The organism is Rubrivivax gelatinosus IL144 (assembly GCF_000284255.1).
Classification (GTDB): Bacteria; Pseudomonadota; Gammaproteobacteria; order Burkholderiales; family Burkholderiaceae_C; genus Rubrivivax; species Rubrivivax gelatinosus_A.
Window position 1 is genome coordinate 1,141,534 of record NC_017075.1, and the last position, 25,350, is coordinate 1,166,883.

Annotated in this window: 23 protein-coding genes and 2 tRNA genes; 19 read left to right on the top strand and 6 right to left on the bottom strand. The window is 71.6% G+C overall.

The features are described 5' to 3' along the window. The first annotated feature begins 16 nt into the window (after positions 1-16). On the top strand, positions 17-1,804 hold the full coding sequence (gene aspS, locus RGE_RS05360; RefSeq protein WP_014427306.1) for an aspartate--tRNA ligase: 1,788 nt from the start codon (positions 17-19) through the stop codon (positions 1,802-1,804). A 60-nt stretch (positions 1,805-1,864) separates the two neighbouring features. Here aspS and RGE_RS05365 read toward each other — a convergent pair whose 3' ends face one another. Continuing rightward, positions 1,865-3,157 (bottom strand): esterase-like activity of phytase family protein, encoded by a 1,293-nt coding sequence (locus tag RGE_RS05365; protein ID WP_014427307.1) that lies wholly within the window; start codon positions 3,155-3,157, stop codon positions 1,865-1,867. Positions 3,158-3,346: 189 nt separating this feature from the next. Here RGE_RS05365 and RGE_RS05370 point away from each other — a divergent pair, with 189 nt between their 5' ends. The 9 genes from RGE_RS05370 (at position 3,347) to RGE_RS05410 (ending at position 12,944) form a co-directional block, all read left to right on the top strand. Next, a complete protein-coding gene (locus RGE_RS05370) occupies positions 3,347-4,468 on the top strand; it encodes a 3-deoxy-7-phosphoheptulonate synthase (RefSeq protein ID WP_014427308.1) in 1,122 nt (373 codons plus the stop codon). Beyond that, on the top strand, positions 4,465-4,914 hold the full coding sequence (gene nudB, locus RGE_RS05375) for a dihydroneopterin triphosphate diphosphatase (RefSeq protein ID WP_014427309.1): 450 nt from the start codon (positions 4,465-4,467) through the stop codon (positions 4,912-4,914). Before RGE_RS05370 ends, nudB begins: the two co-directional genes overlap by 4 nt. After that, positions 4,911-5,720, top strand: coding sequence for an endonuclease/exonuclease/phosphatase family protein (locus RGE_RS05380; protein ID WP_014427310.1), 810 nt, complete (start codon positions 4,911-4,913; stop codon positions 5,718-5,720). The genes nudB and RGE_RS05380 overlap by 4 nt, the downstream gene beginning before the upstream one ends. After that, a complete protein-coding gene (gene clsB / locus RGE_RS05385) occupies positions 5,720-6,997 on the top strand; it encodes a cardiolipin synthase ClsB (RefSeq protein WP_014427311.1) in 1,278 nt (425 codons plus the stop codon). The genes RGE_RS05380 and clsB overlap by 1 nt, the downstream gene beginning before the upstream one ends. 104 nt (positions 6,998-7,101) lie before the next feature. Beyond that, on the top strand, positions 7,102-8,703 hold the full coding sequence (locus tag RGE_RS05390; RefSeq protein WP_014427312.1) for an ABC transporter substrate-binding protein: 1,602 nt from the start codon (positions 7,102-7,104) through the stop codon (positions 8,701-8,703). 49 nt (positions 8,704-8,752) lie between these two features. After that, positions 8,753-9,763: an ABC transporter permease subunit gene (locus RGE_RS05395; protein ID WP_014427313.1), complete on the top strand. Its 1,011-nt coding sequence runs from the start codon at positions 8,753-8,755 to the stop codon at positions 9,761-9,763. After that, positions 9,756-10,670, top strand: coding sequence for an ABC transporter permease subunit (locus RGE_RS05400; protein ID WP_014427314.1), 915 nt, complete (start codon positions 9,756-9,758; stop codon positions 10,668-10,670). Before RGE_RS05395 ends, RGE_RS05400 begins: the two co-directional genes overlap by 8 nt. Before the next feature lie 337 nt (positions 10,671-11,007). Then, complete coding sequence (locus RGE_RS05405) at positions 11,008-11,979, top strand: ABC transporter ATP-binding protein (protein WP_014427315.1); 972 nt, start codon at positions 11,008-11,010, stop codon at positions 11,977-11,979. After that, entirely contained in the window at positions 11,976-12,944 is a 969-nt protein-coding gene (locus RGE_RS05410; RefSeq protein ID WP_014427316.1) for a dipeptide ABC transporter ATP-binding protein, read from the top strand. The genes RGE_RS05405 and RGE_RS05410 overlap by 4 nt, the downstream gene beginning before the upstream one ends. Position 12,945: 1 nt before the next feature. Here RGE_RS05410 and RGE_RS05415 read toward each other — a convergent pair whose 3' ends face one another. Beyond that, the gene (locus RGE_RS05415; protein ID WP_014427317.1) at positions 12,946-13,332 is read right to left on the bottom strand and encodes a DUF805 domain-containing protein; all 387 of its coding nucleotides are present in this window, start codon (positions 13,330-13,332) and stop codon (positions 12,946-12,948) included. A gap of 84 nt (positions 13,333-13,416) precedes the next feature. Here RGE_RS05415 and RGE_RS05420 point away from each other — a divergent pair, with 84 nt between their 5' ends. After that, positions 13,417-14,430 carry a ligase-associated DNA damage response exonuclease gene (locus RGE_RS05420; protein WP_014427318.1) on the top strand — a complete coding sequence of 338 codons (1,014 nt, stop codon included), beginning with the start codon at positions 13,417-13,419 and terminating at the stop codon, positions 14,428-14,430. On the opposite strand, the gene RGE_RS05425 is transcribed toward RGE_RS05420, so the two are convergent. Then, positions 14,427-17,108 carry a bifunctional acetate--CoA ligase family protein/GNAT family N-acetyltransferase gene (locus RGE_RS05425; RefSeq protein ID WP_014427319.1) on the bottom strand — a complete coding sequence of 894 codons (2,682 nt, stop codon included), beginning with the start codon at positions 17,106-17,108 and terminating at the stop codon, positions 14,427-14,429. The two genes, RGE_RS05420 and RGE_RS05425, sit on opposite strands and share 4 nt — an antisense overlap. A 60-nt stretch (positions 17,109-17,168) precedes the next feature. On the opposite strand from RGE_RS05425, the gene RGE_RS05430 reads away from it, so the two are divergent. Both RGE_RS05430 and RGE_RS05435 read left to right on the top strand, forming a co-directional pair. Next, on the top strand, positions 17,169-17,618 hold the full coding sequence (locus RGE_RS05430) for a universal stress protein (protein ID WP_043783830.1): 450 nt from the start codon (positions 17,169-17,171) through the stop codon (positions 17,616-17,618). A gap of 22 nt (positions 17,619-17,640) precedes the next feature. Beyond that, positions 17,641-19,344 carry an ATP-dependent DNA ligase gene (locus RGE_RS05435; RefSeq protein WP_014427321.1) on the top strand — a complete coding sequence of 568 codons (1,704 nt, stop codon included), beginning with the start codon at positions 17,641-17,643 and terminating at the stop codon, positions 19,342-19,344. Here RGE_RS05435 and RGE_RS05440 read toward each other — a convergent pair whose 3' ends face one another. Further along, positions 19,345-19,926 carry a peroxidase-related enzyme gene (locus RGE_RS05440; protein ID WP_014427322.1) on the bottom strand — a complete coding sequence of 194 codons (582 nt, stop codon included), beginning with the start codon at positions 19,924-19,926 and terminating at the stop codon, positions 19,345-19,347. It lies immediately after the preceding gene. Between the two features lie 164 nt (positions 19,927-20,090). On the opposite strand from RGE_RS05440, the gene tolB reads away from it, so the two are divergent. From tolB to RGE_RS05470, 6 genes are all read left to right on the top strand, one after another. Then, entirely contained in the window at positions 20,091-21,395 is a 1,305-nt protein-coding gene (tolB, locus tag RGE_RS05445) for a Tol-Pal system beta propeller repeat protein TolB (RefSeq protein ID WP_014427323.1), read from the top strand. A 66-nt stretch (positions 21,396-21,461) separates the two neighbouring features. Further along, positions 21,462-22,007 (top strand): peptidoglycan-associated lipoprotein Pal, encoded by a 546-nt coding sequence (gene pal / locus RGE_RS05450; RefSeq protein ID WP_014427324.1) that lies wholly within the window; start codon positions 21,462-21,464, stop codon positions 22,005-22,007. 161 nt (positions 22,008-22,168) lie between these two features. Beyond that, on the top strand, positions 22,169-22,912 hold the full coding sequence (ybgF, locus tag RGE_RS05455) for a tol-pal system protein YbgF (RefSeq protein WP_014427325.1): 744 nt from the start codon (positions 22,169-22,171) through the stop codon (positions 22,910-22,912). Continuing rightward, positions 22,909-23,697 carry a tRNA threonylcarbamoyladenosine dehydratase gene (locus RGE_RS05460; protein WP_043783831.1) on the top strand — a complete coding sequence of 263 codons (789 nt, stop codon included), beginning with the start codon at positions 22,909-22,911 and terminating at the stop codon, positions 23,695-23,697. The genes ybgF and RGE_RS05460 overlap by 4 nt, the downstream gene beginning before the upstream one ends. Positions 23,698-23,731: 34 nt before the next feature. Further along, positions 23,732-23,807: transfer RNA gene (locus tag RGE_RS05465), tRNA-Lys, on the top strand. A 22-nt stretch (positions 23,808-23,829) separates the two neighbouring features. Beyond that, positions 23,830-23,905, top strand: a tRNA-Lys gene (locus tag RGE_RS05470). A 178-nt stretch (positions 23,906-24,083) separates the two neighbouring features. Here the strand turns inward: RGE_RS05470 and RGE_RS05475 are convergent. Then, the gene (locus tag RGE_RS05475; protein WP_043783832.1) at positions 24,084-24,389 is read right to left on the bottom strand and encodes a hypothetical protein; all 306 of its coding nucleotides are present in this window, start codon (positions 24,387-24,389) and stop codon (positions 24,084-24,086) included. Positions 24,390-24,614: 225 nt separating this feature from the next. Then, positions 24,615-25,136: a hypothetical protein gene (locus RGE_RS05480; RefSeq protein ID WP_014427327.1), complete on the bottom strand. Its 522-nt coding sequence runs from the start codon at positions 25,134-25,136 to the stop codon at positions 24,615-24,617. Between the last annotated feature and the right edge of the window lie 214 nt (positions 25,137-25,350).

The following is a 25,350-nucleotide window of genomic DNA, read 5'->3' on the forward strand; positions in this document are numbered from 1 at the left end:
TACCTGGAGTGTCCCGATGAGAACGACCTACTGCGGCCTGGTCAGCGAAACGCTGATGGACCAGACCGTGACCCTGATGGGCTGGGCCCACCGCCGCCGCGACCATGGCGGCGTGATCTTCATCGACCTGCGCGACCGTGAAGGCCTGGTGCAGATCGTCTGCGACCCCGACCGGCCCGAGATGTTCAAGGCCGCCGAAGGCGTGCGCAACGAGTTCTGCCTGAAGGTCGTCGGCAAGGTGCGCGCTCGGCCCGCCGGCACCGAGAACACCAACCTCACCAGCGGCAAGATCGAGGTCCTGGCCTACGAGCTCGAGGTGCTCAACGCCAGCGTCACGCCGCCGTTCCAGCTCGACGACGACAACCTGTCGGAGACGGTGCGCCTGACGCATCGTGTGCTGGACCTGCGCCGGCCGATGATGCAGAAGAATCTGATGCTGCGCTACCGCGTCGCGATGGAGGTGCGCAAGTACCTCGACGAGCAGGGCTTCGTCGACATCGAGACGCCGATGCTGACCAAGAGCACGCCCGAAGGCGCGCGCGACTACCTCGTCCCCAGCCGCGTGCACGACGGCATGTTCTTCGCGCTGCCGCAGTCGCCCCAGCTCTTCAAGCAGCTGCTGATGGTCGCGGGCTTCGACCGCTACTACCAGATCACGAAGTGCTTCCGCGACGAGGACCTGCGCGCCGACCGCCAGCCCGAGTTCACGCAGATCGACATCGAGACCTCGTTCCTGGACGAGGCCGAGATCCGCGCGATCACCGAAGGCATGGTGCGCACCGTCTTCCGCAAGGCGCTGGGCGTCGAACTGCCGGTCTACGGCGAGCTGACCTACGCCGAGGCGATGCACCGCTACGGCTCGGACAAGCCCGACCTGCGCGTCAAGCTCGAGTTCACCGAGATGACCGACGTGATGAAGACCGTCGACTTCAAGGTCTTCGCCGGCCCGGCGACGAGCAAGGGCGGCCGCGTCGCTGCGCTGCGCGTGCCCGGCGGCGGCGAGATGAGCCGCAGCGAGATCGACGCCTACACCGAGTTCGTCAAGATCTACGGGGCCAAGGGCCTCGCGTGGATCAAGGTCAACGACGCCGGCAAGGGCCGCGACGGCCTGCAGAGCCCGATCGTCAAGAACCTGCACGACGCAGCGATCGCCGAGATCCTGGCGCGCACCGGCGCCTGCAACGGCGACCTGATCTTCTTCGGCGCCGACAAGGCCAAGGTCGTCAACGACGCCCTGGGCGCCTTGCGCGTCAAGATCGGCCACAGCGAGTTCGGCCGCAACCACGGCCTGTTCGAGGACAAGTGGGCGCCGCTGTGGGTCGTCGACTTCCCGATGTTCGAGCACGACGACGAGGCCGGCCGCTGGAACGCGGTGCACCACCCGTTCACCGCGCCCAAAGACGGGCACGAGGACCTGATGGACACCGACCCGGGCGCCTGCATCGCCAAGGCCTACGACATGGTGCTCAACGGCTGGGAACTCGGCGGCGGCTCGGTGCGTATCCACCGCGCCGAGGTGCAGAGCAAGGTCTTCAAGGCGCTGAACATCAGCGCCGAGGACGCCAAGGTGAAGTTCGGCTTCCTGCTCGACGCGCTGCAGTACGGCGCGCCGCCGCACGGCGGCCTGGCCTTCGGCCTCGACCGCCTGGTCACGCTGATGACCAAGGCCGAGTCGATCCGCGACGTCATCGCCTTCCCGAAGACCCAGCGCGCCCAGTGCCTGCTGACCGGCGCGCCGAGCAACGTCGACGAAGCCCAGCTGCGCGAGCTGCACATCCGCCTGCGCAACCCGGCGCAGGCCTGAGCAGCTACGGCGTGAATCGAAAGGCGGCCCTCGGGCCGCCTTTTTTCATGCTGGAGCCGTTCAGCGCGCGCCGTCGCAGCGCACGCAGACCTTCAGCCCTTCGGGCAGGCGGATGCGGATGAACTCGGTGTCGTCCGAGGCCAGCGCGCGGCCGCCGCCGTACGGAAAGTTGTTGTCGTTGATGACCAGCAGCGTGCGCGCGTCCAGCGGCAGCACGTCCTCGATCGTCGTGTACGGCAGCGAGAAGGTCGTGCTGCCGTCGCGGTTCAGGTCGTCGGGGTCGGCGATCGCCATCAGGTCGACGAGCTCGGTCTTCTTCACCGTGCCGCCGGCCTCGACGCCCTCGATGTCGATCAGGTAGAGCTTCTTGAACGGCGTGCCGCTGGTGGCCGTCGAGCCGTTGCGCTCGATGACGATGAAGCGGTGGTCGTCGACCGCGGTCATGTCGCCGATCGCCGTGCCCTGCGCGTCCAGCGGGTAGACGTAGCGCACGCCGGTCCAGCTGCGGCTGGCGATGTCGAACTCGTTGATGCGCAGCGTCTTGTCGGCGTCTCCCGTGACCGTCTTCTCCAGCAGCGCGTAGAGCTTCTTGCCGTCGCGCGACAGTGCCATGCCCTCGAAGCCGCCGGAGCTGGCGAGGTTGGCCGTCGCGCGGCCGGCCAGCACCTCGGGGTGCTGCGGCGAGTAGACGCCCGGCAGCGGGATCGGCGTGCCGAGCAGCTTGCCGCTGGCGTCGGTCTCCAGCAGGAAGGGGCCGAACTCGTCGCCGAACCAGTAGTGGCCGTCGGCGCTGCGGCGCACAGACTCGATGTCGAAGTCGGCGCCGGTCAGCAGCCGCTGGCTGCGGATCGAGGCGTCGACCTCGGGGTTGGTGTCGACACCGTAGTAGTGCTTGAGATCGGCCTGGATCGTCCAGCCGACCTTGTGCTCGGGGTCCGAGAGGCCGATGTGCGTGCTGGCGTCGAAGCTGCGGCGCAGGCGGCCTGTGCTCCTGTCGGCCGGATGCACGATGCCGCGGCCGCCTTCGCGGGTGCGCCACTCGGGGCGCACGGTGTAGACGCGCAGCAGCGCGTCGGCCGAGTTGTTCTGGGCGCCGAAGCCGTTGTCCGGCATCACGCGGAAGGTGCCGGGCACCGGGCCCGGCAGCACCGCCGAGAAGCCCTGCACCGGCTGGCCGGCGAACGGCGGCACGTTGCTGCCATAAGGGTTGGGCGAAGCGAACTGGCCCGAGGTCGGGCCGTCGGCGAAGGTGGCGGCGGGCAGCAGGGCCCAGCCGGTCAGCGTCTGCGCCGGGGCGGCGGGGGCGAAGGCGGCCAGCGTGGTGATCGCGGCGGCGAACAGGGTCTTGTTCATCGGTCCTCCTGGTGCTGCGGCCGCCGGGCTGCGGCTCGCGGCGCGATGCTCGTGGCCGGTCGTGACGGCGCGGTGTCGGCGCCGTGAAGCCGGCCCCCGAGGGGCGGTGGCGCCAGGGGCGCTGGCTATACTGCGGCGCCCCCGGCGGCGCTGGTGCTGCCACCCGCCGCGGCACCAGGACGCCCGCAGATGACCACCCCCCAAGATTCCAAGGTGCACGACCACGAGGCCGGCCCGCGCGACGCCGCCACGCAGGACAGCACGCGCACCGACGACACCCGCATCGCCGCCGTGCGCGCGCTGGTCTCGCCCGCGGTGCTGCTCGACGAGCTGCCCGCCACCGACGTCGTGCAGGCCGTCGTCGACGGCGCCCGGCGCGCGATCGGCGACGTGCTGCACGGCCGCGACGACCGCCTCGTCGCCGTCGTCGGCCCGTGCTCGATCCACGACTACGACGCCGCGATGGAGTACGCGCGCCGGCTCAAGCCGCTGGCCGACGAGCTGGCCGGCGAGATCGTCACGGTGATGCGCGTCTACTTCGAGAAGCCGCGCACGACGGTCGGCTGGAAGGGCTTCGTCAACGACCCGCGCCTGGACGGCAGCTTCCGCATCAACGAAGGCCTGCGCCGCGCGCGCGAGCTGCTGCTGGACGTCAGCGCGCTGGGCCTGCCGGCGGCCACCGAGTTCCTGGACCTGCTGTCGCCGCAGTACCTGGCCGACCTGATCGCTTGGGGCGCGATCGGCGCACGCACTACCGAGAGCCAGAGCCACCGCCAGCTCGCCAGCGGCCTGTCCTGCCCGGTGGGCTTCAAGAACGGCACCGACGGCGGCGTGCAGGTCGCCGCCGACGCGCTGATGGCCGCCAGCGCGCCGCACAGCTTCATGGGCATGACCAAGATGGGCGTCGCGGCGATCTTCGAGACCCGCGGCAACCCCGACGGCCACGTCATCCTGCGCGGCGGCAAGGTGCCCAACTACGACGCCGACGCCGTGCAGGCGGCCTGCGCCGTGCTGCGCCGCGCCGGGCTGCGCGAGCAGGTGATGGTCGACTGCTCTCACGCCAACTCGGCCAAGCAGCCGCGGCGGCAGATCGAGGTCGCCGCCGACGTCGGCCGCCAGATCGCCGGCGGCGACGGCCGCATCGTCGGCGTGATGGTCGAGAGCCATCTGCACGAAGGCCGCCAGGACCAGGCGCCGGGCTGCCCGCTGGCCCACGGGGTGTCGATCACCGACGCCTGCCTGGGCTGGGACGACACCGTGCCGCTGCTGCGCGGCCTCGCCGAGGCCGTGCGCGCGCGCCGCGCACGATGACGCGTCCGCCGAAGATCCCGGTGTCGGTGCTGGTGGTCATCCACCGGCTCGACGGCCAGGTGCTGCTGATCGAGCGCGCCCAGCCCGCCGGCTTCTGGCAGAGCGTCACCGGCTCCATCGACTTCGTCGGCGAGCCGCTGGCGGCCGCGGCGCGCCGCGAGGTCGCCGAGGAGACCGGCATCACCGGCGGCGAGCTGGTCGACTGGAACCTGTCCAACGTCTACGAGATCTACCCGGTGTGGCGCCACCGCTACGCGCCGGGCGTGACGCACAACACCGAGCACGTCTTCGGCCTCACCGTGCCGGCGGGCACGCCGGTCGCCCTGAACCCGCGTGAACACCGCGACTGCTGCTGGCTGCCGTGGCACGAGGCGGCCGACCGCTGCTTCTCGCCCAGCAACGCCGAGGCCATACTCCAACTGCCCCGTTTCGTGACCTTCGCGTGAACCGGCTGAAACCGCTGCAGTCGACGCTGATGCCCCCGGCCACCGGGCTGGAGGCGCTGCGCGTGGCCACCTACAACATCCACAAGGGCGTGCGCGGCGTCGGCCGTGCCAAGCGGCTGGAGATCCACAACCTGGGCCTCGCCGTCGAGTCCTTCGACGCCGACCTCGTCTTCCTGCAGGAGGTGCGGCTGTTCAACACGCGCGAGTCGCGCCATTTCCAGCGCACCTCCTTCGGCTGGCCCGAGCAGGGCCAGGCCGAGTTCCTGGCGCCCGAGGGCTACGACGTCGCCTACCGCACCAACGCCGTCACGCGCCACGGCGAGCACGGCAACGCGCTGCTGTCGCGCTGGCCGATCGGCGAGATCGGCCCCCACGACGTCAGCGACCACCGCTTCGAGCAGCGCGGCCTGCTGCACGTGCCGGTGCAGTGGCAGGGCGCGACGCTGCACGCCGTCGTCGCCCACTTCGGCCTGGTGCACGCCAGCCGCCTGCGCCAGGTGGCGCGCCTGGCCGAGTTCATCGACGCCGTCGTGCCGGCCGACGAGATGCTGATCGTCGCCGGCGACTTCAACGACTGGAACGAGCGCCTGGATTCGCCGATGGCGACGATCGGCCTGCAGCGCGCCGTCGCGCCCGACGCGACGCGGCTGCAGCGCCTGACCTTCCCGTCGCTGGCGCCGGTGTTCGCGCTCGACCGCTTCTACCTGCGCGGCCTGCGCTGCGTCTCGACGATGGTGCCGCGCGGCATGGCCTGGGCACGCATGTCCGACCACCTGCCGCTGGTCGCGGAACTGGAGCCGGCCTGATGCCGGTGCCGCTGGACGATCCCTCGGCCTGGGCCTGGTCGGGGGTGCCCCGGCCGCACTTCGTCGGCGGCAACGACGTGCGCCTGCTGCAAGGCGGCGACGAGCTCTTCCCGCGCATGGTCGCGGCCATCGAAGCCGCGCGCCACGAGGTCTGGCTGGCGACCTACATCTTCCATTCCGACGACGCCGCGCGCGCGGTGGCCGCCGCGCTGTCGGCCGCCGCCGGGCGCGGCGTCGAGGTCAACGTCGTCGTCGACGGCTTCGGCTCGCTGCAGACCATGGCCACGCTGCGCGAGTGGCTGCGGCCCAGCGGCGTGCGGCTGGAGGTCTTCCGCCCGCTGGACCGCTGGTGGGCCTGGCTGCAGCCCGGCCAGATGCGGCGCCTGCACACCAAGCTGTGCGTCGTCGACAGCGAGAGCGCCTACGTCGGCGGCATCAACGTCATCGACGACCGCCACGACCTGCACCACGGCTGGAGCGACGCGCCGCGGCTGGACTACGCCGTCGAGCTGCGCGGCCCGATCGCCCGGCAGGTGCGCGACACCGCACGCGCGATGTGGGCCCGCGCCCACCTCGGCCACTTCTGGGGCGAGGAACTGCGCGCGCTGGCGCGCAGCGCCGCGCCGGTGGAGCAGACCGTGCTGCTGCTGCGCCAGCTGCGCACGCGGCCGCAGCCGGTGCCCGGCGACGACGGCGGCGAGCCGGTGCGTGCGGCCTTCGTCGTGCGCGACAACCTGCGCCAGCGCCGCGCGATCGAGCGCAGCTATGTCGAGGCGATACGCGGCGCGCGCGAGCGCGTCGACATCGCGGTGCCGTACTTCTACCCCGGCCAGACCTTCCGCCGCGCGCTGCGCCGCGCCGCCGCGCGCGGCGTGCGCGTGCGCCTGCTGCTGCAGGGCAAGATCGACTACCGCATCGCCGCGCTGGCCGCGCGCGCGCTGTACGACGAGCTGCGCGCCCACGGCGTGCGCATCTACGAGTACACGCCGGCCTTCCTGCACGCCAAGGTCGCGGTCGTCGACGACGACTGGGCGACGGTCGGAAGCTCCAACATCGACCCGCTGTCGCTGCTGCTGAACCTCGAAGCCAACGTCGTCGTGCGCGACCCGCTGTTCGCACGCGCGCTGGCCGACCGGCTGGACAGCGCGATCGACGCCTCGCGCGAGGTGAAGACGCAGCCGGCCGGCAGCGGCTGGCGCAGCTGGCTGCACCGCGGCTTCGTCGCCTGGTGCGCCAGCGTCTACCTGCGCCTGGCCGGCATCGGCGGGCGCTACTGAGCGTCGCCACGGCGACACGCCAGGGCCCTCGGCAAGCGCCTGCCTCAAAGGAAGCACGCCGCGAAGTGTTTAGCATCGCCCGCACCCCACAGGAGGACTCTTCGATGACCCGATTCCCGTCCGTCCGTCTCGCCGTCGCCGCCGCCGCGCTGCTCGCCTTCGGCGCCGCGGCCCAGGCCAAGACCCTGGTCTACTGCTCCGAAGGCTCGCCGGAGAACTTCACACCGGCGCTCAACACCACCGGCACCAGCTTCGACGCCGCGCGTCCGGTCTACGACAAGCTGACCCACTTCGTGCGCGGCAGCACCGAGGTCCAGCCCGGCCTGGCCGAGAGCTGGACGGTGTCGCCCGACGGCCGGGTCTTCACCTTCAAGCTGCGCAAGGGCGTCAAGTTCCACTCCGGCGTCAACGGCTTCAAGCCGACGCGCGACTTCAACGCCGACGACGTGCTGTTCTCGTTCGAGCGCCAGTGGAAGGCCGACCATCCCTACGCCAAGGTCTCGGGCGGCAAGTACGACTACTTCGCCGACATGGGTCTGGCGCAGGACCTGGAGTCGCTGGAGAAGCTCGACCCGTACACGGTGCGCATGACGCTCAAGCGCGCCAACGTGACGATGATCGCCAACCTGGCGATGGACTTCGCCGCGATCCACTCGGCCGAATACGCCGACTTCCTCGCCAAGTCCAACCGCAAGGAACAGTTCGACCAGGTGCCGGTGGGCACCGGGCCGTTCAGCTTCGTTGCCTATCAGAAGGACGCGGTGATCCGCTACAAGGCCAATCCGGCCTACTGGGGCGCCGAGAAGGCGCTGGTCGACGGCCTGGTCTACGCGATCACGCCCGACCCGACGGCGCGCTACAGCAAGCTTAAGGCCGGCGAATGCCACTTCGCCGTCGCGCCGCGGCCGGCCGACCTGCCCGAGATGCAGAAGGACCCGAAGCTGCAGGTCATCAGCAAGCCGGGGCTGAACATCGCCTACTGGGCCTTCAACAACCAGAAGGCGCCGTTCGACAAGAAGGACGTGCGCCTGGCCTTCAACATGGCGATCGACAAGGCGGCCATCATCCGCGACGTCTATCTCGGCGCCGGCCAGGCGGCCAAGAACCTGATCCCGCCGACGATGTGGGCCTACGACGACAAGATCAAGCCGATCGCCTACGACCCGGCCAAGGCCAAGGAGCTGCTGGCCAAGGCCGGCGTGAAGACGCCGCTGGAGATCGACCTCTGGTACATGCCGGTGCAGCGGCCCTACAACCCGAACTCCAAGCGCATCGCCGAGATGATGCAGGCCGACCTGGCCAAGATCGGCGTCAACGCCAAGCTCGTCACCTACGAGTGGGGCGAGTACCGCAAGCGCATGCAGCAGGGCGAGCACATGACCGGCATGCTGGGCTGGAACGGCGACAACGGCGACCCCGACAACTTCTTCTTCCTGCACGGCTGCGACGCCGCGCGTGCCGGCGGCCAGAACCTGGCCAAGTGGTGCAACAAGGAGTTCGACGAGCGTCTGGAGAAGGCCCGCGCCACGCCCGACCACAAGACCCGGCTCAAGCTCTACCAGGAGATGCAGGCCATCGAGGCCGCCGACGTGCCCGACATGAAGCTCGCGCACTCGGTCGTCTACGAGGTGATGCGCAAGGAAGTGACGGGCTACAAACAAAGTCCCTTCTTCTCCCACGAGTTCACCGGCGTGAGCCTGAAGTGAACCCAGCGGCGGCCGGCGAGCGCCGGCCGCCCTGTCTGAAGTCCCCCGGATGTTCCGCTTCCTCCTGCGCCGCCTGGCGCTGACGCTGCCGACCTTCGTCGCGCTGATGTTCGTGACCTTCGTCGCGATCCGCCTGGTGCCGGGCGATCCGGTCGAGGTGCGTGTCGGCGAGCGCGGCATCAGCCCCGAGCGGCTGGCGATGTTCCGCCACGAGCTCGGCCTGGACCAGCCGGTCTGGAAGCAGTTCCTCGACTACTGCGGCCAGTTGCTGCACGGCGACTTCGGCACCTCGCTGGCGACCAACCAGAAGGTGCTCACCGAGTTCGCGGCGCTGTTCCCGGCGACGCTGGAACTGGCCGCCGCCGGCATGCTGCTGGCGGTGCTGCTGGGCATCCCCGCCGGCACCATCGCCGCGGCGCGCCGCGGCAGCGTCTACGACCAGGTGCTGATGGGCCTGTCGGTGACCGGCTACTCGATGCCGATCTTCTGGTGGGGCCTGCTGCTGATCATGTTCGTCGCCGAGCGCTGGGGGCTGACCCCGGTGTCGGGCCGCATCGACCTGATCCAGTTCTACTTCGAGCCGGTGACCGGCTTCATGGTCATCGACGCCTGGCTGTCGGGCCAGGAAGGCGCGGTGAAGGACGCGCTGCACCACCTGGTGCTGCCGGCCATCGTGCTGGGCACGATCCCGCTGGCGGTCATCGCGCGCATGACACGCTCGGCGATGCTGGAGGTGCTGGGCGAGGACTACGTGCGCACTGCACGCGCCAAGGGCCTGCCGCCGTGGCGCGTCGTCGGTCTGCACGCCTTGCGCAACGCGATGATCCCGGTGGTGACCATCGTCGGCCTGCAGGTCGGCACGCTGATGGCCGGCGCGGTGCTGACCGAGACGATCTTCTCCTGGCCGGGTGTCGGCAAGTGGCTGATCGAGTCGATCTCGCGCCGCGACTACCCGGCGCTGCAGGGCGGCGTGATGCTGATCTCGTCGATCGTCATCGGCGTCAACCTGCTCGTCGACCTGGCCTACGGGCTGCTGAACCCGAGGATCCGGCATGGCTGAGGTCGCAACGGTTTCCGCAAAACCCGCCGCCGAGCTGTCGCCGCTGCGCGCCTTCTGGGCTGCGTTCCGCGAGAACCGCGGCGCGGTGGCGGGCCTGGTCGTCGTCGCCTTCGTCGTGCTGCTGGCGCTGGGCGCCGACGTTATCGCGCCTTACTCGCCGACCGAGCAGTTCCGCGAGTCGGTGCGTTTGCCGCCGATGTGGGTCGAAGGCGGCCATGCGCAGTTCGTCTTCGGCACCGACAGCCTGGGCCGCGACATGCTGTCGCGGCTGATCCACGGCGCGCGCGTGTCGCTGTTCATCGGCATCGCGGTGATGGGCGTGTCCTTCGTGCTCGGCGTGCTGCTGGGCCTGGCCTGCGTGTCCTTCAAGGGGCCGCTGGGGCTGGCGGTGGACACCGCGGTGACGCGGCTGATGGACCTGATCATGGCCGTGCCCAGCCTGGTGCTGGCGATCCTGGTCGTCGCGGTGCTCGGGCCCAACCTGTTCAACACCATCGTCGCGGTGACCATCGTCTACCTGCCGCGCTACGTGCGCCTGGTGCGCGCCTCGGCGCTGGCCGAGCTCGGCAAGGACTACGTCGTCGCGGCGCGCGTGGCCGGCGTCGGCCCGGTGCGGCTGATGTTCCGCACGGTGCTGCCCAACTGCCTGTCGCCGCTGATCGTGCAGGCGGCACTCGGCGTCAGCGACGCGATCCTCGAAGCTGCGGCGCTCGGCTTCCTCGGTCTGGGCGCGCAGCCGCCCACCGCCGAGTGGGGCACGATGCTCGCCGACGCACGCGAGTTCATCCGCTCCGACCCCTGGATGGTCACGCTGCCCGGCCTGGCGATCCTCGTCACCGTCGTCTCGATCAACCTGATGGGCGACGGGCTGCGCGACGCGCTCGATCCGAAGATGAGGCGGTCGTGAAGCAGCTTTCGACCACCCTTGACGCAGCGCCACCGGGCCTGCCGGCGTTCCACTGTCGTGTGCAGGCGGAGCGGGCGGCAGCCGTCGGGGGTGACTGGAGGCGGCGAGCAGCGCAGGCTTCGCGGTCGGCGCGCGTCAGCGCGCATCGTGATCTGACTCGCGGCCGACTGTTTGAGCGGAGCTCACGCAGTGAGCGCAGCGAGTTGGGCCGCGCGACCGCGAAGCCGAGCAGCGCAGCGGAGTCGGCCCGCAGGGCCGACCGCCGAGGCGGAACCCCCGGCGGCTGCCGCCCGCTCCGCCCGCCGCAAGGCTCGCGAACGCTGCCGAACCAAATCTCATGAGCCTCCTCGACATCCGCAACCTGCGCGTGCGCTTCGCCACGCGCCACGGCGCCTTCACCGCCGTCGACGGCATCGATCTCGTCGTCGAGCGCGACGAGGTGCTGGCCGTGGTCGGCGAGTCGGGCTCGGGCAAGTCGGTGGCGATGCTCGCCGTGATGGGCCTGCTGCCGTGGACGGCCACCGTCACCGCCGACCGCATGGCTTTCGACGGCCAGGACCTGCGCACGCTGAGCGCCAGGCAGCGCCGCGCGCTCGTCGGCCGCGACGTCGCGATGGTGTTCCAGGAGCCGATGTCCTCGCTGAACCCGTGTTTCACGGTCGGCTGGCAGGTCGGCGAGGCGCTGGCCACGCACCTCGGGCTGGACCGCGCGGCGCGCAAGCGGCGCGTCGTCGAGCTGCTCGAGCAGGTCGGCATCCCCGACGCCGCGCGCCGCGCCACGGCCTTCCCGCACCAGCTGTCGGGCGGCATGTGCCAGCGCGTGATGATCGCGATGGCGCTGGCCTGCAAGCCGCGGCTGCTGATCGCCGACGAGCCGACCACGGCTTTGGACGTGACGATCCAGGCGCAGATCCTGGACCTGCTGCTGGCGCTGCAGCGCGAGACCGGCATGGCGCTGGTGCTGATCACGCACGACCTGGGCGTCGTCGCCGAGACCGCCGACCGCGTCGTCGTGCAGTACGCCGGGCGCCAGGTCGAGACGGCGCCGGTCGACGCCTTGTTCGCCGACCCGCACCACCCCTACACCGCGGCGCTGCTGGCGGCGCTGCCCGAACGTGCCGCCGCCGGCCAGCGCCTGGCGGCGATCCCCGGCGTCGTGCCGGGGCAGTTCGACCGCCCCGAGGGCTGCCTGTTCGCGCCGCGCTGCCCGCATGCGCAGCCGCGCTGCGCGACGCCGCCCGGCCACGCCGGCGACGAGCTGGGCCGGGCGCTGTGCCACTTTCCGTTGATCCGAGGAGTGCCGACGTGAGCGCCGTGCTGGTCGCCGAGGACCTGCAGCGCCGCTACGAGCTGCGCCGCGGGCTGTTCGCCAAGCCGGGCGTCGTGCACGCGCTGGCCGGCGTCTCGTTCGCCGTCGAGGCCGGGCGCACGCTGGCCGTGGTCGGCGAGTCGGGCTGCGGCAAGAGCACGCTGGCGCGGGTGCTGACGATGATCGAGCCGCCCTCGGGCGGCCGGCTGCTGGTCGACGGTCAGGACGTCGCCGGCGCCGACGCCGACCGCCGCCGGGCGCTGCGCCGCGCGGTGCAGATCGTCTTCCAGAACCCCTACGGCTCGCTGAACCCGCGCCAGACGGTGGGCGCCGCGCTGACCGAGCCGCTCGAGGTGCAGGGCGAGGGCGACGCCGCGTCGCGCGAGGCGGCGGCGCGCGAGATGCTGCGCCGCGTCGGCCTGCGCGACGAACACTACGGCCGCTGGCCGCACATGTTCAGCGGCGGCCAGCGCCAGCGCATCGCGATCGCACGCGCGCTGATGCTGCGCCCGCGCGTGCTGGTGCTCGACGAGCCGGTCTCGGCGCTCGACGTCTCGGTGCGCGCCCAGGTGCTCAACCTGCTGGCCGACCTGCAGGCCGAGCTCGGCGTGGCCTACGTCTTCATCTCGCACGACCTGGGCGTCGTGCGCCACATGGCCGACGAGGTGATGGTCATGTACCTGGGCCGCGCGGTGGAGCAGGGCGCTCGCGAGGCGCTGTTCGAGGCGCCGCAGCACCCCTACACGCAGGCCCTGCTGTCGGCCACGCCGACCATCGACCCGGCGGCGCGGCGCCAGCGCATCGTGCTGGCCGGCGAGCTGCCGTCGCCGCTGTCGCCGCCGGCCGGCTGCGCCTTCCACGCGCGCTGCTCGATCGCCGAACCGCGCTGCGCCGGCGAACGCCCGGCGCTGGCCGAGGTGGCCGGCCGGCGCGTGGCCTGCTGGGTGCGAGAGGAAGGCCGCTGAGTCAGCTGAGCGGCGGCGGCCCGAAGCGGTTGGGCCCGGCGGTGCCGCGCACGAAGCCGTTGTCCAGCAGCATCCAGATCTGGCCGATCACCGGGATCAGGCCGACGGCGACCCACCAGCCCGAGCGGTCGCGGTCGCGCCAGCGTTTGGCCGAGACGGCGATGCCGGGCCAGACGAGCAGCATGTTCAAGAGCGCGTCGCGGTGTTCGGCCTCGACACGCGCGATGTCCAGCAGCGCCCTCCCCAGCAGCCCGAGGCCGCCGAGCGCGACGACGCCGTACAGCCAGAAGGTGCGGCGCGAGACGCGGCCGCGCGGGTCCAGCATCACGCGCAGCGGGTTGGCGCTATCGTCGTCGTCCAGCAGACGGAGTTCTCGGGGGCCGCTCATGAGTCGATTGTCGTCGGGCCGGGTCGCGGCCGGCGCCGCAACGAGGCGCCCGCACGACACTGCGCCGGCCGGAGTGCACGGCCGATGAGCGAGGACCTGCTCGTCCAGCGCCCCGAAGGCCTGTACTGCCCGGCCGGCGACTTCCACGTCGACCCCTGGCGGCCGGTGGCGCGCGCCGTCATCACCCACGCCCACGCCGACCATGCGCGCCGCGGCCACGGCGCCTACCTGGCGCAGGCCGACGGCGCCGGCGTGCTGCGTGCGCGCCTGGGCGACATCACGCTGCAGCCGCTGGCCTGGGGCGAAGCCGTCGACATCGGCGGCGTGCGCGTCAGCCTGCACCCGGCCGGCCACGTGCTCGGCTCGGCCCAGGTGCGGCTGGAGCACCGCGGCCAGGTCTGGGTGGCCTCGGGCGACTACTTCGCCAGCGCCCATGCCGACGAACGCAACCCGACCTGCCCGCCGTTCGAGCCGCAGCGCTGCCACTGCTTCATCACCGAGAGCACTTTCGGCCTGCCGATCTACCGCTGGCGGCGCCAGGCCGAGGTCTTCGCCGAGATCGACGCCTGGTGGCGCGCCAACGCCGAGGCCGGACGCGCCAGCCTGCTGCTGGGCTACAGCTTCGGCAAGGCGCAGCGCCTGCTGGCCGGTGTCGACGCGTCGATCGGGCCCATCGTCACCCACGGCGCGGTCGAGTCGGTCAACGAGGCCTACCGCGCCGCCGGTGTCGCGCTGCCGGCCACGCAGACGATCGACGCGCTCGACAAGGCGGCGCTGTCGCGGGCGCTGGTCGTCGCGCCGCCGGCGGTGCACGGCAGCGCCTGGGCGCGCCGGCTGGGCGACTACGCGGACGCCTTCGCCAGCGGCTGGATGCAGTTGCGCGGCGCACGCCGGCGCCAGGGCGTGGACCGCGGCTTCGTGCTCAGCGACCACGCCGACTGGCCCGGGCTGCAGCGCGCCATCGTCGCCACCGGCGCCGAACGTGTGCTCATCACGCACGGCTACGAGGCGGTGATGGTGCGCTGGCTCTGCGAGCAGGGGCTGGACGCCGACAGCTTCCGCACCGAGTACGGATCGCAGGACGGCGAGCCGGCCTAGAGCGTCAGCACGATACGCCGTGTGCCCGGCTCGGGCTGCTCGACGTCGTAGTCGAAGCCCAGGCGGCCGGCCAGGTCCAGCATGCGGCGGTTCTCGCTGAGCACGGTGGCCACCAGGCGCTGCGTGCCGCGCGCCTTCAGGTAAACGATCAGCTTGCGCATCAGGCGCTCGCCCAGCCGCCCGCCCTTGATGTCCGAACGCACGACGATGCCGAACTCGGCCTCCACGTTGTCCGGGTCGCAGAGCGCGCGCACCACGCCCAGCGTCTCTTCGCCCGCGCCGTCGGCCTTGGGTGCGGTGGCGACGAAGGCCATCTCGCGTTCGTAGTCGATCTGCGTCAGCCGGGCCAGTTCGCTGTGCTCGATGCTGCGCCGGCTGTAGAAGACGCGCATGCGCACGTCGTTCGGGTCCAGTCTGGCCAAAAACTCCAGGTGTTGCGGCTCGTCCTCGGGGCGGATCGGGCGCAGCGTCAGCTGGCGGTCCTGCCAGGCGACGGTCTCGCTCAGGTCCGACGGGTAGGGCCGGATCGCGAAGCGCCGGCTGCCGCCGGGGCCGCGCGCGTCGACGCGGATGCGTGCGTCCAGCGCCAGCACGCCGTGCGCGTCGGCGAGCAGCGGGTTGAGGTCGAGTTCGGCAATGCGCGGCTCGTCGGCCAGCAGCTGCGAGACCCGCACCAGCACGTCGCAGACCGCGTCGACGTCGGCTGCCGGCACGTCGCGCCAGCCGGCCAGCAGCCGGGCGACCCGCGTGCGTTCGATCAGTGCCCGCGCCAGCGGCCGGTTCAGCGGCGGCAGGGCGACGGCACGGTCGGCGACGACCTCGACCGCGGTGCCCCCGGCGCCGAACAGGATCACCGGGCCGAACAGCGGGTCCAGCGTCGCGCCGACGATCAGCTCCAGCCCGCTGGCGCGGCGCACCATGGTCTGCACCGAGAAACCGGTGATCGCCGCGCCCGGCTGGCGCTCGCGCACGCGGCGCAGCATGGCCGTGGCGGCGTCGCGCACCGAGGCGGCGTCGTCGAGGTCGAGCGCGACGCCGCCGATGTCGCTCTTGTGGCCGAGTTCGGGCGCGACGATCTTCAGCGCCACCGGGAAACCCAGCGCCTGCGCCGCGGCGACGGCGGCCTCGGGCTCCGGCGCGACCGAATGCGTCGCGACGACCGGCACGCCGACGGCGGCCAGCACCGCCTTGGCCTCGGGCTCGGTCAGCCACTCGCGGCCTTCGGCGAGTGCGGCGTCGATCGGCGCGTGCACCTGGGCGGCGTGCCACAGCGGCTCGGGCGGCGAGGCCGGCGGCGTCTGGATCAGCAGCTCCTGGTTGCGGCGGTAGGTCTGCAGCATGCCCAGCGCACGCACCGCGTCCTCGGGCGTGTCGTAGGTCGCCAGGCCGGCGGCGTGGCACAGCGCACGCGCCTCGCGCACCGCGTCGCCGCCCAGCCAGCAGGTCATCGGCTGCAGCGGCGAGCGCTGCAGCGACGGGATCACCGCGCGTGCGATCTCGGCTGCCGGCACGATGGCCGTCGGCGCGTGCACGAAGAGCAGCGTGCCGGGCGAGGCGTCGGTGTGCAGCGCGGCGATGGCGTCGACATAACGCTGCACCGGCGCGTCGCCGACGATGTCCACCGGGTTGGCGCGCGACCAGCGCGGCGGCAGCACGCGGTCGAGCGCGGCGTAGACCGCGGCGCTGGGCTCGGCCAGCGTCACGTCGGCGGCCTGCGCGGCGTCGGCGGCCAGCACGCCGGCACCGCCGCCGTTGGTCAGCACCGTCAGGCGCTCGCGCTGAACGGCCGCCGGGCCGCGCAGCGTCAGCCGCGGGTGCGACAGCGTCTCGGCGGCGGCGAAGAGTTCCTGCAGCGTCTGCACGCGCAGCATGCCGGCGCGGCGGATCGCGGCGTCGAAGACCAGGTCCGAACTCGCCAGCACGCCGGTGTGCGAAGCCGCGGCGCGCTGCCCGGCCTGGGTGCGGCCGGCCTTGACGATCAGCACCGGCTTGTTGCGCGCCGCGGCGCGGGCCGCGGACATGAACTTGCGCGCGTCGGTCACCGTCTCGACATAGAGCAGGATGGCGCGTGTGTGGGCGTCGCTGGCGAGGTAGTCGATCAGGTCGCCGAAGTCGACGTCGAGCTGCTCGCCCAGCGCCGCGAACAGCGAGAAGCCGACGCCGCGTGCCGCCGCCCAGTCCAGCAGCGCGGTGACCAGCGCGCCCGACTGCGAGACGAAGGCCAGCGAGCCCGGCGCCGCGGTGACGTGGGCGAAGCTGGCGTTGAGCTTGAGCCGCGGGTTCAGCAGCCCCAGGCAGTCCGGGCCCAGCACGCGCAGCAGATGCGGGCGCGCGGCGTCCTGCACCGCGCTGCGCTGCCGCGGCGACAGCCCGGCGGTCATCACGATCGCCGCGCGCGTGCCGCGTTTGCCGAGTTCGGCCACCAGCTTGGCGACGGTGTCCGGCGGCGTGCACAGCACGGCGAGCTCGGGCGCCTCGGGCAGGTCGGCGGCGCGCGCGTAGGCGCGTTCGCCGCCCAGCACCGGCCGGCGCGGGTTGACGGCCCAGACCGGGCCCTCGAAGCCGCTGCCGGCGACGTTGGCCCAGACGGTGGCCCCGAGGCTCGAAGGGCGATCGGAGGCGCCGAACACCGCGACCGAGCGGGGTTCGAACAACGAATCCAGATGGCGGGTGCTCATGCGGCCAGTCTAGGGTTAACCTAGGCGCGAGACTTGACCCAAAACCCGAAGGTCCCGGTGATGAAGATCCTGTTGCCCGTCGATGGCACTCCGTCCGCTCTGTTCGCCGTGCAGTACGCGCTGCGCCTGCGCCAGGAGGGCCTGGACGCGAGCTACGTGCTCGCCAACGTGCAGACGCCGCCGTCGCTGTACGAGGTCGTCACCGCGCACGACGCGGCCGTGCTCGACGACGTGCGCCGCGCCGCCGGTGCCGACCTGCTGGCGCCGGCCGAAGCCCTGCTCGAGGCCGCTGGCGCGTCCTGGGAGAGCGAAGTGGCCGGCGGCGAGCCGGGCCACGTGCTCGTCGACCTGGTCGAGACCTACGGCTGCGACGCCGTGATCATGGGCGCGCAGGAAGAAGGCGAGGGCGTCGGCCCGGTCGCGATGGCCCTGCTCGAGCACTGCCCGGTGCCGGTGACCGTCGTGCGCCCGCCGGTGCCGGCCGAGCCCCAGGCGGACCTGGAACCGTAAGCCGGGCGGCGCCGGCCGCACGATGCGCCAGTTCGCCGCGCTGTATCTGCAGCTCGACGCCAGCACCGCCACCAGCGAGAAGGTGGCGGCGCTGGCGCGTTACTTCGCCGCAGCCCCGGCCGAGGACGCCGCCTGGGCGGTCTATTTCCTCGCCGGCGGCCGCCCGCGCCAGCTGGTGCCGGCGGCCGTGCTGCGCGCGACCGCGCAACAGCTCGCCGGCCTCGACGACTGGCTGTTCGAGGCCTGCTACCAGGCCGTCGGCGACCTCGCCGAGACCATCGCCCACGTGCTGCCGGCGCCCGAGCGCGCGTCCGACGACGGCCTGGCCGAATGGGTGGAGCAGCGCCTGCTGCCGCTGCGTGGTCTGGCCCCGGCCGAGCAGGCCGCGCGTCTGGCCGAACAATGGGCGGCGCTGGACGCCACCGGCCGCTTCCTGCACGTCAAGCTGATCGGCGGCGGCTTCCGCGTCGGCGTCAGCCGCCTGCTGGTGCAGCGCGCGCTGGCCGAGGCCTCGGGCCTGGACGCCAAGTGCATCGCCCAGCGCATGATGGGCTACACCGACGCGCGCGCCACGCCGAGCGCCGAGCGCTACCGGGCGCTGGTCGCGCCCGGCGAGGACGCGGCCACCGACGCCGGCCGTCCGTACCCCTTCTTCCTCGCCCACCCGCTGCAGGCCGAGCCGGCCACGCTGGGGCCGGTGGCCGACTGGCTGGCCGAGTGGAAGTACGACGGCATCCGCGCCCAGCTGGTGCGCCGCGCCGGCGGCTGCTGGATCTGGTCGCGTGGCGAGGAACTGGTCACCGAACGTTTCCCGGAGGTCGTCGCCGCCGCGGCCGCCTTGCCCGAGGGCACGGTGCTCGACGGCGAGATCCTGGCCTGGCGCCCCGGCGACGAGCGGCCGGCGCCGTTCGCGCTGCTGCAGCAGCGCATCGCCCGCAAGACGCTGACGAAGAAGGTGCTGGCCGACGCGCCGGTGGTGTTCGTCGCCTACGACCTGCTCGAAGCCGGCGGCCATGACCTGCGCGCCGTGCCGCAGCACGAGCGCCGTGCTCGGCTGGAGGCGCTGCTCGCGGCGACGCCGCTGCGCGTCTCGCCCGAGGTGCAGGCGCCCGACTGGGCGGGCCTGGCCGCGTGGCGTGCCCAGGCGCGCGAGCGTGGTGTCGAAGGGCTGATGCTCAAGCACCGCGCCGCGGCCTACGGCGTCGGCCGCACCAAGGCCGATGGCGTCTGGTGGAAGTGGAAGATCGAGCCGTATACGGTCGACTGCGTGCTGGTCTACGCCCAGGCCGGGCACGGCCGGCGCGCGAGCGTCTACACCGACTACAGCTTCGCGGTCTGGAACCGCACGCCGCAGGACGCTGCCGAAGCCGAGGCCGCCGTCGAGGCGGTGGCCGCGGCGGCCGGGCGTGGCGCCGCCGCCGAGGCCGACCCCGAGGCGCTGCGCCTGGTGCCCTTCGCCAAGGCGTATTCGGGCCTCAGCGACGCCGAGTTCGCCGCCGTCGACCGCGTGATCCGGCAGACCACGCTGGAGAAGTTCGGCCCGGTGCGCAGCGTGCGGCCGACGCTGGTCTTCGAGCTCGGCTTCGAGGGCCTGGCCGAGAGCGGCCGGCACAAGAGCGGCATCGCGGTGCGTTTCCCGCGCATGCTGCGGCTGCGCCCCGACAAGCCGCTGCACGAGGCCGACACGCTGGCGACGCTGCGTGCGCTGCTGCCGCCAGCGCGCTGATCAGCTCTTGGCGCGCGGCACGCGGCCCATGACGAAGAACTCGTCGTTGGGCCGCATGCCGATGACGTTGGCGATGCGGTTGGACAGACCGAAGAAGGCGGTGATCGCGGCGATGTCCCAGGCGTCCTCGGCGTCGAAGCCGTGCGCCGCCAGGGCCTCGAAGTCGGCTTCGCCGACCTCGTGCGAGGCGCTGCAGACCTTCAGCGCGAAGTCCAGCATCGCACGCTGGCGCGGCGGGATGTCGGCCTTCAGGGGGTTGACCGCCACCTGGTCGGCGAGCAGCGGCTTCTTCTCGTAGATGCGCAGGATCGCGCCGTGCGCGACGACGCAGTACAGGCACTGGTTTCGCGCCGAGGTGGCGACGACGATCATCTCGCGCTCGCCCTTGGTCAGGCTGCCGGTCTCCTTGGACATCAGCGCGTCGTGATAGGCGAAGAAGGCGCGCCACTCGGCCGGCCGGTGGGCCAGCGCGAGGAAGACGTTGGGCACGAAACCGGCCTTCTCCTGCACTTCGAGGATGCGGGCGCGCAGGTCCTCGGGCAGGTCCTTCAGCTCGGGCACGGGGTAGCGGGAGATCGTCATCGCGGGTGGCGTTTCGCAGGCCTGGATGCGGGTCAGTCTGCCGGCCTGCAGCGGCCGGCACCACCCGGTCGGACCCGTGCTTGCACCGCCGCTTCGAGGGGCCACTGCGCAGCCTGCCTACAATCACAAGATTCCCGGTTGCCGACGCGAAGCCGAATCCCGCTTTGAACACCGCCCTCGAAGACCGGTCCGTCGGCCCTCTGTGGCCGCGCCGCCGTTTCCTCACCGCCCTGGCCGCTGCCGGTACCGCCCTCCCGGCGGCCGCGCAATTCCGAGTCGACGTCTCCGGCGTCGGCGCCCGCCAGATCCCCATCGCCATCGCGCCGTTCCGTGACGAAGGCTCGTTGCCGAGCCCGATCTCGGGCATCGTCGGCGCCGACCTCACACGCAGCGGCATGTTCCGCGTCGACGGCTCGCCGGTCGCGCTGGACGAACGCAGCGTCGTCGCGGCACCCGAGTGGCGTGCCCGCGGCATCGACGCCGTCGTCGTCGGCTCGGTGACACGGCTGGCCGACGGCCGGCTGGACATCCGCTTCACGCTCTGGGACATCGTCAAGGGCCAGCAGCTCGTGTCGCAGGCCAAGCTGGTGCTGGCCGCCGACCTGCGCCTGACCGCGCACCGCATCTCCGACGCGATCTACGAGGCCTTGACCGGCGAACGCGGCGTCAACGCGACGCGCATCGTCTACGTCGTCAAGGCCGGCAAGCGCTACACGCTGAACGTCACCGACGCCGACGGCGAAGGCGGGCAGGTCGCGCTGGCCAGCCCCGAGCCGATCATCTCGCCGGCCTGGTCGCCCGACGGCCGCGAACTCGCCTACGTCTCCTTCGAGACGCAGAAGGCGGTCGTCTGGGTTCAGGACCTGATCACCGGTAGCCGGCGCAAGCTGGCCGACTTCCGCGGCTCCAACAGCGCCCCGGCCTGGTCGCCCGACGGCCGCGAACTGGCGATGACGCTGACCCGCGACGGCATCTCGCAGCTCTACGCGATGTCGCGCGCCGGCGGCACGCCGCGCCGCCTGACCAACAGCACCGCGATCGACACCGAGCCGGTGTACGCGCCCGACGGCCGCTCGATCTTCTTCGTCAGCGACCGTGGCGGTGGCCCGCAGATCTACCGCCTGCCGCTGGACGGCGGCGGCCCGCAACGCGTCACCTTCACCGGCGGCTACAACATCAGCCCCGCGGTGAGCCCCGACGGCAAGGTGCTGGCCTACGTCTCGCGCCAGGGTGACGCCTTCAAGCTGATGACGCTCGACCTCGCGGCCGGCGGTGTGCGCACGCTCACCGACACCCGCGACGACGAGAGCCCGAGTTTCGCGCCGAATGGCAAGCTGATCGTCTATGCGACGCGTCAGCAAGGCCGCGACGTGCTGATGACGACCACGCTCGACGGTTCGTTCAAGACACGGCTGGTTTCCAGCGGTGCCGACATGCGCGAGCCCGCCTGGGGGCCGTTCGAACGCTGACCGTGTCGGCCGGTTGCGCCTTGCCGACGTTGTACTTCCTGTTACTGTTCTAAGAGGAGTTATCCCATGACCCGATTCCACCGCCTGCCGCTCGTTTCCGCGCTGTCTGTCGCGGCCGCGCTGCTGGCTGCCTGCGGCACCACGACCGACCTGGCCGACAAGAAGGCCCCGGTCGAGACGCGCCAGCCCGCCGCCGACGCGAATGCCAACGCGAACGCGACGCCGCAGTCCAAGGTGGCCACCGTCGAACTGTCGGCCCGTGATGCCGCCGCGGCGGCTGCCGCCAAGGCCCGCACCGTCTACTTCGACTTCGACAGCTACGTCGTCAAGGACGAGTACAAGCCCGTCATCGACGCCAACGGCAAGTTCCTGACGCTGGACAAGGCCGCTCGCCTGACCGCCGAAGGCCACACCGACGAACGCGGTGGCCGCGAATACAACCTGGCCCTCGGCCAGAAGCGTGCCGAAGCCGTCGTCAAGGCGCTGAAGGTGATGGGCGCGACCGACGGCCAGGTCGAAGCGGTCAGCTTCGGCAAGGAACGTCCGGCCGACCCGGGCCACGACGAAGCCGCCTGGGCCAAGAACCGTCGCGTCGAGCTGAAGGACAAGTGATGAACCACCCCCGTAGCGCCTTCGGCGCTCCCCCTCGAGGGGGCGCCGCCAGCGACCCGGCGGAGCCGGGTCGCGGCGGCAGCTTGGTCCGCCGCGACACGCCTTCCGTCGTTCGCTCTGGGCTACGGGGTGCGTTCAAGCGCCTGCCCGGGGCCGCTGCGGTGGCCCTGGCCGCGCTGGTCGTCGTCAGCATGCCGGCACACGCCGGCCTGTTCGACGACGACGAGGCGCGCAAGGCGATCCTGGATCTTCGCCAGCGCCTGCGCACGGTCGAAGACCAGTCTGCCGCGACAGCGGCGCAGCAGAACGAGACCATCGAATCGCTGCGCCGGAACATCCTGTCGCTGAACAACGATCTGGAGGCGCTGCGCGCCGAGGTCGCGCGGCTGCGCGGCAACGACGAGCAGCTGGTGCGCGACGTCACCGAGCTGCAGCGCCACCAGAAGGACGCGAGCCAGGTGCTCGACGACCGCCTGCGCAAGCTCGAGCCGACCAAGGTCAGCATCGACGGCAAGGAGTTCGAGGTCACCGCCGACGAACGTGCCGCCTACGAGGAAGCCATGGGCGTGCTGCGCACCGGCGACTTCGACAAGGCGACCGCCGCGCTGTCGAACTTCCTCACGCGCTACCCGTCCAGCGGTTACGCCGACTCTTCGCGCTTCTGGCTCGGCAACGCGCAGTACGGCAAGCGCGACTACAAGGGCGCGATCGCGAGCTTCCGCGCCTTCGTCAGCGCCGCGCCGCAACACCCGCGTGCGCCCGAAGCGCTGCTGGCGCTGGCCAACAGCCAGGCCGAAGCCAAGGACACGCGCGGCGCCCGCCGCACGATCGAAGAACTGCTGAAGACTTATCCCAAGTCCGAGGCGGCGGCGGCCGGCAAGGAGCGCCTGGCGTCGCTGAAGTGAGCGCCGTGCTCGACGACGGCGCCGCCGACCTGGAGCGGCGCTTCGGCGGGCTGCGGCGCCTGTACGGCGACGTCGGCTACGAGCGGCTGCGCGCGGCGCGTGTGGCCGTCGTCGGTGTCGGCGGCGTCGGTTCCTGGGCCGTCGAGGCCCTGGCGCGCTGCGGCGTCGCCCGCCTCGTGCTGATCGACCTGGACCAGGTCGCCGAATCCAACGTCAACCGTCAGATCCAGGCCCTGGGCGCGACGCTCGGCATGGCCAAGGTCGATGCGCTGGCGGCACGCATCGCCGACATCCACCCCGGTTGCGAGGTGCAGCGGGTCGAGGAGTTCGTCGAGCCCGACAACTGGCCGGCGCTGCTGCCGTGCCCGGTCGACGTGCTGATCGACGCCTGCGACCAGGCGCGTGCCAAGGCCGCACTGGCCGCCTGGGGCATCGCCAGCGGCGTGCCGGTGATCTGCGTCGGCGCCGCCGGCGGCAAACGCGAGCCGCAGCGGGTCGAGGTCGCCGACCTGTCCGAGACCACGCACGACCCGCTGCTCGCCGGCCTGCGTCAGCGCCTGCGCCGCGACGGCGTCGTGCCGCGCAAGGGCGCAGCGCGTCTGGCTTGTGTCTTCTCGCGCGAGCCGGTGGCCCAGCCGCAGGCCGGCGCCTGCGCGACCGACGGCAGCCTGAACTGCGCCGGCTACGGTTCGGCGGTCACGGTGACGGCCACCTTCGGCCTCGTCGCGGCGGCGCAAGCGGTCGATCGAATCGTGTCGGCAAAAAATGCTTGCACATCCCGCTAAACCCTACCTATAATGCGAGGCTCCGCAGACGACGGGGTCGTTAGCTCAGTCGGTAGAGCAGCGGACTTTTAATCCGTTGGTCGCGTGTTCGAGTCACGCACGACCCACCAAGCGAACAGCGGATACGAATCAGGGCTCTTAGCTCAGTTGGTAGAGCAGCGGACTCTTAATCCGTTGGTCGAGTGTTCGAGTCACTCAGGGCCCACCAAACTTCCTGATTCGCACCAAGCGATCGGATCGAAAAAGCCAGCACACCGTGCTGGCTTTTTTCGTTCCGGGGTCTGACCTGCCACCGGGGATGCGGCATCAGCGTGGTACGAGCAAGTATTTGGTGAAGTGCTCGGTCACCGCCTTGATGGACTGCTCGGTCACCACCGCGTCGGCACTCACTGGGACAGTGCATCCGCGTTCCTTGCACGCGAGTTTTTCGTAAAAGCTGTGCCTGCGGCCAGCAGGCGTGATGCGTAGGCCTGCCCGCGCCCGTCGACACCCCCCGCGCCGTGCAGGATGACCACAACGGGCTTTCGGTTGGCGTCCCCGGCACCTGGCTGGAACGTCGCCTTGATCGGCGACGAGACGGCCGGGAAGCTCTCGGACCTGATGGCGTCGAAGAGAACGTTTTCCTGGGCGGCGGCCCCGGCGACGGGCCCGATCAGGACGAGTAATGCAGCGCCGCGGGACACGGAGTTCATTGCGTTCCTCCTCTGGGGCGCTGGCCCGCTTGTGGCACGATCGGTAGGAGCGGGCATGACGCTACCGGATACTTTGCCGACAACGACCTAGCGCGTGTGAGGTCCCCCCAACTCGAACCGGCGCGCGCCATTGAACAGCGCCCGGCCTGTTCGCTGCGGCGATTCCTCCATGCCCAAAAACCGAAAAGAGCCAGCGCTGCTGGCTCTCTTCGTTTCCGGCCGGACTCAGCGGCCGTCGCGGTCGGAGTCGCCCGGGATCGCGCGTTCGACGCTGTCGCTCAGCCGGCTCCAGGCGTCGCGCGAGGCGTGGCGGGCGTTGCCCCAGTCCAGGTTGGACGTGCCGCGGCGGCTGCCCCAGTCGCGTTCCAGGTCCTGGTCGATGTCTTCGAAGCGGCGGTCCGGGAAACGCGAGTAGGCGTCGACGCCGTAGCGGTAGGCCGGGCCGTAGTCGTCGTAGCTGGCGCCCGGCGTCACGTAGGGGCGGCCGGTGTAGTTGCTGCGCCAGTAGGTGTCTTCGGCCTCGGGGTCCATCGCCTTGCCTGCGCCGCGGCCCATCAGGCCGCCGGCGACGGCGCCGACGACGGCGCCGACCGCGGCGCCCACCGGCCCGGTCATGCCGCCGACGGCAGCACCGGCTGCCGCCGCGCCGGCCACGCCGCCGGCGGCGCCCCCCAGCGCGGCACCGACGCCGGTGGCCACCGGGTGGCCCTTGTCTTCGTCTCGTTCGGGGTTGCGGATGTCGTTCATGTCGATCTCCTGAGTCTTCGCCGCAGGGCCATCGCCTGCAGTCATGGTTCCCAGCCTAGGGCGCCGGCCGGGCGCGGCGCGTGAGGCGCCAGCCCTGCGGCGGCCCGGACCCGGCCGCCGTGCGGCGTCGGCCGGCGCCTACGCGCTGAGGCCTCGCCTCCGGGTCTTCCCTCGGGTCAGCGCCAAAGTCTTTTCAAAAAGATAGCGATCGCTA